Source organism: Kitasatospora azatica KCTC 9699 (assembly GCF_000744785.1).
Taxonomy (GTDB): domain Bacteria; phylum Actinomycetota; class Actinomycetes; order Streptomycetales; family Streptomycetaceae; genus Kitasatospora; species Kitasatospora azatica.
Genome location: NZ_JQMO01000002.1, coordinates 584762 through 599011, shown reverse-complemented (window position 1 = coordinate 599011; position 14250 = coordinate 584762). Strand labels below are relative to the sequence as shown.

Annotated in this window: 9 protein-coding genes; 6 read left to right on the top strand and 3 right to left on the bottom strand. The window is 70.7% G+C overall.

What is annotated here, in order from left to right; translation table 11 throughout:
* Nucleotides 1-15 precede the first annotated feature (15 nt).
* Complete coding sequence (locus tag BR98_RS03060) at nucleotides 16-1020, bottom strand: LacI family DNA-binding transcriptional regulator (RefSeq protein ID WP_035839779.1); 1005 nt, start codon at nucleotides 1018-1020, stop codon at nucleotides 16-18.
* A gap of 426 nt (nucleotides 1021-1446) precedes the next feature.
* Here BR98_RS03060 and BR98_RS03055 point away from each other — a divergent pair, with 426 nt between their 5' ends.
* The 6 genes from BR98_RS03055 (at nucleotide 1447) to BR98_RS03030 (ending at nucleotide 11356) form a co-directional block, all read left to right on the top strand.
* Entirely contained in the window at nucleotides 1447-4431 is a 2985-nt protein-coding gene (locus tag BR98_RS03055) for a glycoside hydrolase family 48 protein (protein ID WP_035839777.1), read from the top strand.
* Between the two features lie 210 nt (nucleotides 4432-4641).
* On the top strand, nucleotides 4642-5673 hold the full coding sequence (locus BR98_RS03050) for a LacI family DNA-binding transcriptional regulator (RefSeq protein ID WP_035839775.1): 1032 nt from the start codon (nucleotides 4642-4644) through the stop codon (nucleotides 5671-5673).
* Between the two features lie 633 nt (nucleotides 5674-6306).
* Complete coding sequence (locus BR98_RS03045; protein WP_035842667.1) at nucleotides 6307-7998, top strand: ribulokinase; 1692 nt, start codon at nucleotides 6307-6309, stop codon at nucleotides 7996-7998.
* A complete protein-coding gene (locus tag BR98_RS03040; RefSeq protein ID WP_035839774.1) occupies nucleotides 7995-8666 on the top strand; it encodes an L-ribulose-5-phosphate 4-epimerase in 672 nt (223 codons plus the stop codon). The genes BR98_RS03045 and BR98_RS03040 overlap by 4 nt, the downstream gene beginning before the upstream one ends.
* A 12-nt stretch (nucleotides 8667-8678) precedes the next feature.
* Nucleotides 8679-10187: an L-arabinose isomerase gene (araA, locus tag BR98_RS03035; protein ID WP_035839772.1), complete on the top strand. Its 1509-nt coding sequence runs from the start codon at nucleotides 8679-8681 to the stop codon at nucleotides 10185-10187.
* A 137-nt stretch (nucleotides 10188-10324) separates the two neighbouring features.
* Complete coding sequence (locus tag BR98_RS03030; protein WP_035839769.1) at nucleotides 10325-11356, top strand: aldose epimerase family protein; 1032 nt, start codon at nucleotides 10325-10327, stop codon at nucleotides 11354-11356.
* A 65-nt stretch (nucleotides 11357-11421) separates the two neighbouring features.
* Here the strand turns inward: BR98_RS03030 and mmsB are convergent, their stop codons facing one another.
* Both mmsB and mmsA read right to left on the bottom strand, forming a co-directional pair.
* Nucleotides 11422-12654 carry a multiple monosaccharide ABC transporter permease gene (mmsB, locus tag BR98_RS03025; RefSeq protein WP_035839768.1) on the bottom strand — a complete coding sequence of 411 codons (1233 nt, stop codon included), beginning with the start codon at nucleotides 12652-12654 and terminating at the stop codon, nucleotides 11422-11424.
* Nucleotides 12655-12658: 4 nt separating this feature from the next.
* Nucleotides 12659-14206 carry a multiple monosaccharide ABC transporter ATP-binding protein gene (gene mmsA / locus BR98_RS03020; RefSeq protein ID WP_035839766.1) on the bottom strand — a complete coding sequence of 516 codons (1548 nt, stop codon included), beginning with the start codon at nucleotides 14204-14206 and terminating at the stop codon, nucleotides 12659-12661.
* Nucleotides 14207-14250: the final 44 nt, after the last annotated feature.

Genomic DNA, 14250 nt, shown 5'->3' with positions numbered 1-14250 from the left:
GACGGCGCGAAGCGTTCAGCCGGAGCCCCGGACGACCAGACTCGTCGGGAGCACGACCGACTCCCCGCGCCCGGCGCCGCGCAGTAACAGCTCCATCGCCCGTGCGCCGAGCTCCTCGACCGGCTGGCGCACCGTGGTCAGCCCGGGCCGCGACCTGGCCGCCACGGGTGCGTCGTCGAAGCCGATCACCGCCACGTCCTCCGGGACCCGCAGCCCCCGGCGCCGCAGCGTTCTGAGCGCGCCTACGGCCATCTGGTCCGAGGCGACGAACACCGCGTCCAGGGCCGGACGTTGCTCCAGTAGCCGGTGCATCGCATGCTCGCCGGAGGCACTGCTGAAGTCACCGTACGCCACGGCCTGCCGCACGGCTGGGCCGGCCGCGCGCACCGCCTCCTGGTAGCCGGTCAGCCGGTCCGCGCCGGCGGCGGTGTCCGGCGGACCGGCGATGGTCGCGACCGAGCGGCGCCCCGAGGCGCACAGCCGGCGCACCGCTTCCCTCGCCCCGGTGAGGTTGTCGGCGTCCACGAACGCGACGGTGCCCGGCTCCGGCGGGCGGCCGAGCGAGGCCACCGGCACCCTGGCCACGGAGAGCAGCCGAGTGAGCGCGCTGTCCCCCCACGGGCCGACCAGGAGCACGCCGTCGACGTGGCCGCCGCACAGGAAGCGCACCAGCGGAGGCCGACGCGACCGGCGGGGTACCGTGAACACCGCCAACTCCCGTTCGGCGCCGGGCGAGGAGCGCCGCAGGCCGGCCATCAGCCGGGCATGGAAGGCATCCACGTGGTACTGCAGCAGGTCGGTGAAGACCACCACGGCGACCACCCCGGTCCCTCGGGCGCTCGGCGCCCGGCAGCGCACGTACCCGAGGTCGCGTGCCGCGCTCTCCACCCGGGCCGCCGCCTCGGTGGAGACCCGGGCCGAGCGGTTCAGCACCCGGGAGGCGGTGGCCGTGGAGACACCGGCGCGGTGCGCGACCGAGGCAAGGGTCGGAGCGGATTCGGAGGTACTGGTCGACTGCATGCGGGCCGTCCTGGATCGAACCTGGGCAGGGAGAAGGCACGGAAAACTGCGCGCCGGCCGTCACCCGCGTCAGGCCACCACGCGCGCCAGCTTCGGACGTTGAGCGATCCTCGTCAAGACATTCGACAGGCTTGCGGAATCCGGACTCCCACTGCCGCCGGTCGGCCCCGCCCGCCTTCGCTGCGGGAGCGCTCCCATGCGGGCGTTGTAATTTACACACCCCGATCCGCCGCCGGCAGCGGTGCCCTGGAAGGGCTCCGCGCTGGTCGCCGCCGTGTCCCGGCCCCCCGAGCAGTGCTGGCGCCCGGCCGCCGGACTGCGCGTGCTTCCCAACCGGGCCGCGTGACGCCGACGATCGCACGCAACACCTCCGGCCGCCGCACGCCCTGACCCGTGCGGCGGCCCCCACCCACCTGGAGGTCGCGCATGCGACGCACAGTCCTGCGTTCCAGCAGCAGACGACTCACCGCCACCACGACGGTGACCGTGCTCGCCCTGATCGGTGCCGCGGGCGGCACGCTCGCGGTGCCCACCGCCGAGGCCGCCGGCGGCATCTCCTGCGGTGTCACGTACGCCACGAACGACTGGGGCAGCGGCTTCACCGCCAACGTCACCATCGCCGACACCGGAACCGCCGCCATCAACGGCTGGAGCCTCAGCTACGGCTACACCGGCAACCAGACCCTCCAGAACGGCTGGAACGGCAACTGGACCCAGACCGGCAAAACCGTCACCGCCACCAACCCCAACTACGCCACCACCATCAACCCCGGTGCCAGCTACACCACCAGCGCCAACTTCAGCTACAGCGGCACCAACACCGCCCCCACCGCTTTCACCGTCAACGGCACCACCTGCAACGGCGCCGACCAGCCGCCGACCGTCTCGCTCACCTCCCCGGCGGCCGGCCAGACCTTCACCCCGGGCTCCACCGTCACGCTCGCGGCCAACGCCGCCGACGCCGACGGCACCGTCTCGAAGGTCGACTTCTACGCCAGCACCTCGGCCGGCAGCAACACCCTGATCGGCACCGCCACCGCCGCGCCGTACACGGTCAACTGGGCCAATGTCGCCGCCGGCGACTACTCGATCACCGCCGTCGCCACCGACAACTCGGGCTCGACCACGACCTCCAGCCCGGTGGCGATCAAGGTGAGCGGTCCGACCTTGGTGGTCAGCCCGAGCTCGCTGGCTGTCCAGCAGGGGAGCACCGGCACCTTCACGGTCGCGCTGTCCCAGGCGCCCACCGCCAACACCACCGTCACGGTGGCCCGTTCGGGCGCCGACGCGGACCTGAGCGTCAAGTCCGGCGGCACGCTCACCTTCACCCCCGCCAACTGGAACACCCCGCAGACCGTCACCATCGCGGCCGGCACCGACTCCAGCCAGGTCGGCGGCACCGCCGTCTTCACGGCCTCCGGGACCGGCTTCACCGCGGGCGCGGTCACCGTCACCGAGGCGGCCCGGACCTCGGGCTACGACCAGTACTTCCTCGATCTGTACAGCAAGATCAAGAACCCGGCGAACGGCTACTTCAGCCCCCAGGGCATCCCCTACCACGCGGTGGAGACCCTGATCGTCGAGGCCCCGGACTACGGTCACGAGACCACCTCCGAGACCTACGGCTACTGGCTCTGGCTGGAGGCCGACTACGGCCGCGTCACCGGTGACTGGACGGGCTTCAACAACGCCTGGACCAACCTCGAGACCTACATGATCCCGAGCCACGCCCAGCAGCCCGGACAGAGCACCTACAACCCGTCCAAGCCCGCCACCTACGGCCCGGAGAAGGCCCAGCCCGACCAGTACCCGATCAAGCTCAACAGCAGCGTGCCGGTCGGCACCGACCCGCTCTCCGCCGAGCTGAGCAGCAGCTACGGCACCTCGGACATGTACGCCCCGGCCTGGCTGCTGGACACCGACAACAAGTACGGCTTCGGCCAGTGCGGGGACGGCACCACCAAGCCCAGCCTGATGAACACCTTCCAGCGCGGCCCGGAGGAGTCGGTCTGGGAGACCGTGCCGCAGCCCGACTGCGACGTCTTCAAGTACGGCAACTCCAGCTCCGGCTTCCTCAGCCTGTTCAACGACGGCGGAGGGAACTTCTCCAAGCAGTACAAGTTCACCGACGCGCCGGACGCCGACGCCCGCCTGGTCCAGGTCGCCTACTGGGCCGAGCAGTTCGCCAAGTCGCAGGGCAAGAGCTCGGCCATCACCGCGACCCTGGCCAAGGCCTCCAAGCTCGGTGACTACCTGCGCTACTCGCTCTACGACAAGTACTTCAAGCAGGCGGGCAACTGCTCGGGCTCGATGGCCTGCCCGGCCGGAACCTCCAAGGCCAACGAGCAACTCGGCCTGCTCACCTGGTACTTCGCCTGGGGAGGCGCCACCGACGGCAGCTGGTCCTGGCGGATCTCCGGCTCCACCGCGCACCAGGGCTACCAGAACCCGATGGCCGCCTGGGTGCTCGCCACCGACCCCGGCCTGAAGCCGGTCTCGCCGACGGCCGCCACCGACTGGGCCGGCAGCCTCGACAAGCAGCTGCAGTTCTTCCAGTGGCTGCAGTCCACCGACGGCGGTATCGCCGGCGGCGCCACCAACAGCTGGGGCGGCAACTACGGCGACGACGCGGCCCCGCCGGCCGGCGACCCGACCTTCTACGGTCTCTACTACGACTGGCGGCCCGAGTACCACGACCCCGCCTCCAACCAGTGGTTCGGCTTCCAGACCTGGTCGATGGAGCGCTTCGCCGAGTACTACAACGCCACCGGTGACGCGCGGGCGAAGGCGATCCTCGACAAGTGGATCCCGTGGGCGATGTCCGTCGCCAAGGCCGACCCGGCCACCGGCACCCTGACCACCCCCGACACCCTCACCTGGACCGGCGCCCCCGACACCTGGAACGCCACCACCCCGGGCGCCAATGCGGGCCTGCACGTCACCGCGACCGGTACCAGCACCGACCTCGGCGTAGCCGGCTCGCTGGCCAAGACCCTGGCCTACTACGCGGCCAAGTCCGGCAGCAGCGCGGCCCAGAAGTTCGCCCAGAACATCCTGGACACCATCCACGCCAAGTTCTCCGACAGCCTCGGCTACTCGGCGCCGGAGACCCGCACCGACTACAGCCGCTTCACCCAGGCGTACTCGTCCACGACCCACCAGGGTCCGTACATCCCCCCGGGCTGGACCGGCACCTACCCCGACGGCACCAAGATCAGCTCGGCCAGCGACACCTTCCTGGCCATCCGCCCCTGGTACACCAGCGACCCGCAGTGGTCCAAGGTCCAGGCCTACCTCAACGGCGGCGCCGCGCCGACCTTCGACTACCACCGGTTCTGGGCCGAGGCGGACATCGCCACCGCCTTCGACACCTTCGCCCAGCTGTTCCCGACGGTGAACCCGGGAAGCTGAGCACTGCCGCAGCCGGCCCCGGCCCCGCCTGTGCGGGGTCGGGGTCGGCGGCTGCGCTTCTCGGAGCACTCCGTGGTCCGAGAAGGGAGGTGGCCGCCCGTCGGCCATCCGAAAATGGAGTTGTTAGCGCTAACATTCCCGGGACCGGTAGTCTGAAAGACTGGTACCAGTAGGGCTGTCGGATGCCCAGCATCGATGAGGGAGCTGCGAGTGGGAACAGAGACCGTCGGGGCGGAGCAGCGCCAGCCGGTGATGGCGGATGTGGCGAAGCTGGCCGGTGTGTCCCACCAGACGGTGTCCCGGGTGCTCAACGGCGCGCCGCACGTCCGCCCGGACACCCGGGAGCGGGTGCTCGCCGCCATCCGGGAGCTCGACTACCGGCCCAACTCGGCCGCGCGGGCCCTGGTCACCCGGCGCTCGCAGACGCTCGGCGTGGTCAGCTTCGACAGCACCCTGTACGGGCCCGCCTCGATGCTGGACGGCATCGAGCGGGCCGCGCGCAGCGCGGGGTACTTCGTCAGCGTGGCCAGCCTGCGCTCCCTGGACAGCCGCTCGGTCCAGGAGGCCGTCGACCGGCTGCGCGACCAGGGGGTGGAAGGGGTGCTGGTGATAGCGCCGCAGACCTCCGCGGTGAGCGCGGTGGCGCGGCTGTCCAGCTCCGTCCCGGTCGTCGCGGTGGGCTCGGGTACGCAGGCGCCGCTGCCCATGGTCTCGGTGGACAACCGCTCCGGCGCCGAGGCCGTCACCCGGAATCTTCTCGACCTCGGCCACCGCACTGTGCACCATCTGGCGGGTCCGGCGGGCTGGATGGAGAGCCAGGACCGCGAGGACGGCTGGCGCCGCACCCTGGAGGCCGCCGGCGCCCCGGTGCCGCCTGTCGAGAGCGGCGACTGGAGCGCGCGCTCGGGCTACGAGGCGGGCCTGCGGATCGCCGAGCTGAGCGAGGTCACCGCCGTCTTCTGCGCCAACGACCACATGGCCCTCGGCCTGCTGCGCGCCCTGCACGAGGCCGGTCGGTCGATCCCGGGGGACATCAGCGTGGTCGGCTTCGACGACATCCCCGAGGCCGCCTACTTCACCCCGCCGCTCACCACGGTGCGTCAGGACTTCGGCGAGCTGGGCCGACGAGCCCTGGAACTCCTCGTCGAGGAGCTGGAGGGCGTGCCGCACGCCCGTACGCACGTGCAGATCTCGTCCGAGATGGTGCTGCGCCGCAGCGCGGGCCCGGCCCCCCGCCGCTGATCCGCGCCGCCCCCGAAGGCTCCGGTCGTCGGTCGGGCCGCCGTGCGGCGCCTTCCTGGCGTCGTACGGCGGCCCGACCGCTGGACCGGACAGGCGCTCCTCCCGACGGGCCAGGCGCCGACCATCTCGCGGATCAGCCGCTCCTCGGTGACCTCCTCGGGGGTGAGGTCGGCGACCGAGTGTTGTTAACGCTCACAGAGTCGGGCGTCACCAGGTCTTGCGGCGGCGACCAAAGTCTGAATTGACGGTTCGTGAGTTCCTCGAGTGCCTTTGCGCTCAAGTCTGTTGTGCCCTTCGAACGCTTAGCGGTCGCCGGTCGTCCGGTTTCGCCCGTGTGTCGTGCTGATGTCCCGCGACCGCGTCTTCCCGTGTCGCGCGCCTTGACACGAACCATGTGAGCGTTAACAATCCTGGTGAGCGTTAACAGACCTCGCCTCCGGGCGATCCTCGCTCCGCCGGCAGGGCAGGACTCCCCCCGCTTCGGTCCTGCCCAGCCGGCGGCCCAATGTTCCGCCCTCTTGAGGGTGAGGTCGCGGAACGGGAAAAGCCGGTCGCCGACGCGCTGCGAAGACTCGTACGCGTCGGCGACCGGTCAAACCGCCGATCTCCCCCACGAAGGATGAGAACGTGACCGTGACCCCTGCCAGTCGGGACTCGGAAAGCTTTGTCGTCGGCGTCGACTACGGCACGCTCTCCGGTCGAGCCGTGGTGGTCCGCGTGCGCGACGGTGAGGAGCTCGGGACCGCCGTCCACCCGTACCCGCACGCCGTCATCGAGCACGAGCTGCCCGGCACCGGCCGGCCGCTCCCGCCCGACTGGGCCCTGCAGCACCCCGAGGACTGGCGCGAGGTCCTGCGCATCGCCGTCCCCGCCGCGATCGCCGCCGCCGGGATCGACCCCGCCGACGTCATCGGCATCGCCACCGACTTCACCGCCTGCACCGTGCTCCCCGCACTGGCCGACGGCACCCCGCTCGCCGAGACCGCCGCCTGGGCCGCGCACCCGCACGCCTGGCCCAAGCTCTGGAAGCACCACGCCGCCCAGGGCCAGGCGGACCGGATCAACGCCCTGGCCCACGCCCGCGGCGAGAAGTGGATCTCCCGCTACGGCGGCAAGATCTCCGCCGAGTGGCAGTACGCCAAGGCGCTTCAGGTCCTGGAGGAGGACCCGGAGGTCTACGCCGCCTGCGAGCGCTGGATCGAGGCCGCCGACTGGATCGTCTGGCAGCTCACCGGCGCCGAGAGCCGCAACACCTGCACCGCCGGCTACAAGGGCATCCACCAGGACGGCAGCTACCCCAGCGAGGAGTACCTGGCCGCGCTGCACCCCGAGTTCGCCGACTTCGCCCGCACCCGGCTGGAGCACCCGCTCGCCGCGCTCGGTTCCCGGGTCGGCTCGCTCACCGCCGAGGCGGCCGAGTGGACCGGCCTGCCGGAGGGCATCGCGGTCGCCGCCGGCAACGTCGACGCGCACGTCGCCGCGCCCGCCGCGCGGGCCGTCGAGAACGGCCAGCTGCTCGCCATCATGGGCACCTCCACCTGCCACGTCGTGAACGGCGCCGACCTCGCCGACGTCCCCGGCATCTGCGGCGTCGTCGAGGGCGGCATCGTGGCCGGCTCCTACGGCTACGAGGCCGGGCAGAGCGCCGTCGGCGACATCTTCGCCTGGTGGCTGCGCCAGGGCCTGCCCGCCGACTACCTGGCCGAGGCCGAGGCCGCCGGCGAGGACCCGCACCAGCTGCTCACCCGCAAGGCCGCCGCCCAGCCCGTCGGCGGGCACGGCCTGGTGGCGCTGGACTGGATGAACGGCAACCGCTCCACCCTGGTCGACCACCACCTCTCCGGCGTGATCGTCGGCCTCACCCTCGCCACCCGCCCCGAGGAGGTCTACCGGGCCCTGCTGGAGGCCACCGCCTTCGGCACCCGGGTCATCGTCGAGGCCCTGGAGCAGGGAGGCGTGCCGGTCCACGAGTTCATCGTCACGGGTGGCCTGAAGAAGAACGCCCTGCTGATGCAGATCTACGCCGACGTGCTGCGCCGCCCGGTCTCGCTCGCCGAGTCCGAGCAGGGCCCGGCCCTCGGCTCCGCCATCCACGCCGCCGTCGCCGCCGGGGCCCACCCCGACGTCCGCTCCGCCGCCGCCGCGATGGGCCGCAAGAGCGAGGGGGCGTACCAGCCGAACCCGGCCGACGCCGACGCCTACGACGAGCTGTTCGCCGAGTACCGCGCGCTGCACGACCACTTCGGCACCGGCCCGGACAAGCTGCTGCACCGCCTGCGCCACATCCGCAACACCGCCCTGACCAACCCGAGCGAGGCCCTGTGAACGCCACCATCGACCTCATCCGCCGCCAGGTCAGCGACCTCCACCAGGAACTGGTCCGCTACAACCTGGTGGTCTGGACGGCCGGCAATGTCTCTGCCCGGGTCCCCGGCGAGGACCTGATGGTCATCAAGCCCAGCGGAGTCTCCTACGACGAGCTGGCGCCGGAGAACATGATCCTCTGCGATCTGGACGGCAACGTCGTCGAGGGCGACTACTCGCCCTCTTCCGACACCGCCGCGCACGCCTACGTCTACCGGCACATGCCCGAGGTCGGGGGAGTGGTGCACACCCACTCCACCTACTCCTGCGCCTGGGCGGCCCGCGGCGAGGCCGTGCCGTGCGTCCTGACCGCGATGGCCGACGAGTTCGGCGCCGAGATCCCGATCGGACCGTTCGCCCTGATCGGCGACGACTCGATCGGCCGCGGCATCGTCGACACCCTCAAGGGCCACCGCTCGCCCGCCGTCCTGATGAAGAGCCACGGCGTCTTCACCATCGGCAAGGACGCCAAGGCCGCGGTCAAGGCGGCCGTGATGTGCGAGGACGTCGCCCGCACCGTCCACATCTCCCGCCAGCTCGGGGAGCCGCTGCCGATCGCCCAGTCGGACATCGACAGCCTCAACTACCGTTACCAGAATGTCTACGGCCAGCAGCCCGCGGCCCAGTAAAAGGAGTCACTCATGACGAAGTCGCTCGCGGGGCGCGAGGTCTGGTTCCTGACGGGAAGTCAGGGACTCTACGGCGAGGAGACGCTGCGCCAGGTCGCCGCCCAGTCGCAGCAGATAGCCGGCACGCTCGACGCGGCCTCCGACATCCCGGTCACGGTGATCTGGAAGCCGGTGCTCACGGACGCCGGCGCGATCCGCCGGATCTGCCTGGAGGCCAACTCCGACGACAACTGCATCGGCCTGATCGCCTGGATGCACACCTTCTCCCCGGCCAAGATGTGGATCGCCGGCCTGGACGCCCTGCAGAAGCCGCTGCTCCACCTGCACACCCAGGCCAACGTCGAACTGCCTTGGCACTCCATCGACATGGACTTCATGAACCTGAACCAGGCCGCCCACGGCGACCGCGAGTTCGGCTTCATCCAGTCCCGCCTGGGCGTCGCCCGCAAGACCGTCGCCGGGCACGTCAGCGACCCGACGGTGGCCCGCCGGATCGGCTCCTGGGCCCGCGCCGCCGCCGGCCGCGCCGAGCTGCGCAGCCTCAAGCTGGCCCGCTTCGGCGACAACATGCGCGATGTCGCCGTCACCGAGGGCGACAAGGTCGAGGCCCAGCGCCGCTTCGGCGTCTCGGTCAACACCTACGGTGTCAACGACCTGGTCGATGCGGTCGACGCGACCACTGACGGCGACGTCACCGAGCTCGTCAAGGAGTACGACGAGGCCTACCGGCTGGCACCCGAGCTGCGGGCCGGCGGCGAGCGGCACGACTCGCTCCGCTACGCCGCACGCATCGAACTCGGCCTGCGCGGCTTCCTCGACCAGGGCGGCTTCAAGGCCTTCACCACCAACTTCGAGGACCTCGGCGGGCTTCGCCAGCTGCCGGGCCTCGCGGTGCAGCGGCTGATGGCCGACGGCTACGGCTTCGGCGGCGAGGGCGACTGGAAGACCTCCGTCCTGCTGCGCACCCTGAAGGTGGTCTCCGCCGGCCTGCCCGGCGGCACCTCCTTCATGGAGGACTACACCTACCACCTGGAGCCGGGGCGGGAGTTGATCCTGGGCGCGCACATGCTGGAGGTGTGCCCGAGCATCGCCTCCGCCACGCCGTCCTGCGAGGTCCACCCGCTCGGCATCGGCGGCCGGGAGGACCCGGTCCGGCTGGTCTTCGATGCCGCGACCGGTCCGGCCGTGGTGGTCGGCCTCGCCGACATGGGCGACCGGTTCCGACTGGTCGCCAACGAGATCGACGTGGTCGAGCCGGCGGCTCCGCTGCCCAACCTGCCCGTCGCCCGGGCCGTCTGGCAGCCCCGGCCGGACCTGCGGACCTCCACCGAGGCCTGGCTGACGGCCGGCGCCCCGCACCACACCGTGCTCTCCAGCGCGATCGGTGCCGAAGAGCTGGACGACCTGGCCGAGATGCTGGGTGTCGAGCTGCTCGTGATCGACGCCGACACCACCATCCGCCGCTTCACCAAGGAGCTGCGCTGGAACCAGGCCTACCACCGCCTGGCCCAGGGCTTCTGAGCCGAGCCCGCCCGAAACGACGCCCGCCCCTTGTGGCGGGCGTCGCTCTTTTCCCCTCCGCCGACATCTGGAGCAGCCCCGTGCCGAGCGACGCACTCGTATCCCCCGGCGACCTGACGGTCAGTCAGGAACCCGCCATGACCCTTCCGGACGGACGGACAGTCACCCGTTGGACGTTCGGCTCCGCAGAGGGCGTGACAGCCGAGGTGCTCAGCCTCGGTGCTCGCCTCCAGGCCCTGCGGGCGCCCGACCGGCAGGGGCGTCAAGCGAACATCGTGCTCGGCTGCGAGAGCGCCGACGACCTGCTGGGCGCGGCGAGTTACTTCGGCGCGACCGTCGGCCGCTACGCCAACCGCATCGCGGACGGAGCGCTGCCCCTCGGCGGGACCGTGCGCCGGCTGGCCACCCAGCCGAACGGCCACACCCTGCACGGCGGCCCGGACGGCTTCGCCACCCGGCTCTGGGACGGCGTTGCGGTCCGGGAAGGCCGACGGGCCGGAGTGCGCCTGCGGTTGCACAGCCCCGACGGTGACCAGGGGTTTCCGGGAGCGCTCACGGTCGAGGTGACGTACCTGCTCGACCCCGCCGGTGAGCTGCGGATCGGCTACCGGGCGACCACGGACGCCCCGACGGTGGTCAACCTCACCAACCACGCGTACTTCAACCTGGCCGGCGAGGGCGACGGAACCGTGCTCGACCATCTGCTCCAGGTCGAGGGCGACCACTACACGCCCGTGGACGGGGAGTTGATCCCGCTCGGGCCGTTCGAGGCGGTCGCGGGCACGCCCTTCGACCTCACCGAGCCGGCGCTGATCGGCGGCCGGGTGCACGAGGACCACCCTCAGGTCCGCCTGGCGGGCGGCGGCTTCGACCACAACTGGGTGCTCAGGGGTGAAGGGCTGCGGCGGGCCGCCGTGTTGAGCCATCCGGCCAGTGGCCGACGGGTGGAGTGCCTGACCACCGAGCCGGGTCTCCAGGTCTACACGGGCAACCACTTCGACGGCTCCCTGGCCGGCCGCTCCGCCCGCCCGTACCCCGCCCACGCGGGCATCGCGCTGGAGACCCAGCACTTCCCCGACTCGCCGAACCGGCCTGAATACCCCTCCACCGTCCTGCGCCCGGGGGAGGAGTACCGGTCCACGACCGTCTACCGGTTCTCAGCGGCGTAGCCGTACTGACAGACAGCTGTGCCCGGCCACCGAAGCGGCCGGGCACAGCTGTCTGTCAGTACGGCTCAGGAGCCGACCTTCCGCTTGTTGTAGACGTCGAAGCCGACTGCCGCGAGCAGCACCAGGCCCTTGATCACCTGCTGGTAGTCGGTGCCGACGCCGACCAGCGACATGCCGTTGTTGAGCACACCGAGCACCAGGCCGCCGATGATGGCGCCGAACACGGTGCCGACACCGCCGGTGGCGGAGGCGCCACCGATGAACGCGGCCGCGATCGCCTCCAGCTCGAAGTTGATACCGGCCTGCGGGGTACCGGCGTTGAGCCGGGCGGCGAAGACCAGACCGGCCAGCGCGGCGAGGACGCCCATGTTGACGAAGGCCAGGAAGACGACCCGCTTGCTCTTCACACCGGACAGCTTCGCCGCCGCCTCGTTGCCGCCGATGGCGTAGGTGTGGCGACCGATGATCGAGTTGCGCATCAGGTAGCCGAAGCCGAAGAGCAGCGCACCGAGGATCAGCAGCACGATGGGGAAGCCGTGGTAGCTGGCCAGCAGCAGGGTGAAGACCAGCACGGCGGCGGTGATGGCGGCCAGCTTGGCCAGGAAGAAGCCGAGCGGCAGGAGTTCGAGCCCGTACGAGGCGGCCTGCCGGCGGCCCCGGACCTCCTGCAGGACGGCCAGCGCGAGCACGCCGAGGCCGAGCAGCAGGGTCAGGTTGTGGTAGTTGGTGTGCGGGCCGACCTCCGGCAGGAAGCCGCTGCCGATCTTCTGGAAGCCCTTGGGGAACGGTGCGATCGACTGGCCCTGCAGCATGATCTGCGTGCCGCCGCGGAACAGCAGCATGCCGGCCAGCGTGACGATGAACGACGGGATGCCGATGTAGGCGATCCAGAAGCCCTGCCAGGCACCCGCCACCGCGCCGATCAGCAGCGCCAGCACGAGGGCTATCGGCCAGGACATCCCGTGCTTGATCATCATCACCGCCGACGCGGCGCCGACGAAGGCGGCCAGCGAACCGACCGACAGGTCGATGTGCCCCGCGATGATGACGATCATCATGCCGATCGCCAGGATCAGGATGTAACTGTTCTGCTGGACCAGGTTGGTGACGTTCAGCGGCTGGAGCAGGATGCCGTCCGTCCAGAACTGGAACAGCAGCACGATCAGCGCCAGCGCGACCAGCATGCCGTACTGACGGACGTTGCCGCGCAGCGCCTGGACGAGCACGGCGCCGACGGACGGTCGCTCGGCCGGGGCGGGCGCGGCCGCCTTGGTGTCGGTGGTCTCGGTCTGGGCCATGCCTCTATACCTGCTCGTTCTGGATTGCCGCGCTCACGGTCATGAGGCGCATGAGTGATTCCTGAGTCGCGTCCGCCCGCTCGACCTCGCCGGTGAGCCGGCCCTCGGCCATGGTGTAGATGCGGTCGCAGAGTCCCAGCAGTTCGGGGAGCTCGGAGGAGATGACGAGCACCGCCTTGCCCTGGGCCGCGAGGTCGGCGATCACGGTGTAGATCTCCGCCTTGGCGCCGACGTCGATGCCCCGGGTCGGCTCGTCGAGGATCAGCACCTCGGGCTCAGCGAAGATCCACTTGCTGAGGACGACCTTCTGCTGGTTGCCGCCGCTGAGCTTTCCGGTCTGCGCGAACACCGAGGGGGCCTTGATGTTCATGGACTTGCGGAAGCGCTCGGCGACCCGGGTCTCCTCGTGCTCGTTCACCCAGCCGCGCCGGGCCACCTTGCCGAGTGCGCTCAGCGAGATGTTGCGGCTGATGTCGTCCATCAGGTTGAGGCCGAGCTGCTTGCGGTCCTCGGTGACGTACGCGAGGCCGTGGCCGATCGCCTCGGGGACGGTGCGGGTGCGGATCTCCTGGCCGTTCATCAGCACTCGGCCGCCCGTGTAGCGCCCGTAGGAGCGGCCGAAGACGCTCATCGCGAGCTCGGTGCGCCCTGCGCCCATCAGGCCCGCGATGCCGACGATCTCGCCCCGGCGGACGTTGATCGACACGTTGTCGACCACCTTGCGCTGGTGGTCGATCGGGTGATGGACCGTCCAGTCCTCCACGGCGAGGGCGACCTCGCCGATCTGCGGAGTGCGCTCGGGGTAGCGGTGCTCGAGGTCACGACCGACCATCCCGCGGATGATCCGGTCCTCGGAGATGCCGTCCGCGCTGACCGCGAGGGTCTCGATGGTCTGCCCGTCGCGCAGGATGGTGATGGAGTCGGCGACCCGGGCGATCTCGTTCAGCTTGTGCGAGATGATGATGCAGGAGATGCCCTGTGCCTTGAGCTCCAGGATGAGGTCGAGCAGCTTGCGGCTGTCCTCGTCGTTGAGCGCGGCGGTGGGCTCGTCCAGGATGAGGAGCTTGACCTCCTTCGCGAGCGCCTTGGCGATCTCGACCAGCTGCTGCTTGCCCACGCCGATGTCGGCGATGCGGGTCTGCGGGTTCTCCTGCAGACCGACGCGCTGAAGGAGCCGGGTGGCGTGGGTGAGCGTCTTGTTCCAGCTGATGATGCCGCGGCTGGCGTGCTCGTTGCCGAGGAAGATGTTCTCCGCGATGGAGAGGTAGGGCACCAGGGCGAGCTCCTGGTGGATGATCACGATCCCGCGCTCTTCGCTGGCCCTGATGTCCTTGAACTGGCAGGGCTCGCCCTGGAAGAGGATCTCGCCCGTGTAGGAGCCGTGCGGGTAGACCCCGCTGAGCACCTTCATCAGGGTGGACTTGCCGGCGCCGTTCTCGCCGCAGACGGCGTGGACCTCGCCGGCGGCGACGGTCAGGTTGACGTCGGACAGCGCTTTGACACCGGGGAACGTCTTGGTGATCGAACGCATCTCGAGGACGGGTCCGGCCATGTGGTGCATCCATTTCGACTGGGGGCGGTACGGGTGGGGCGGGC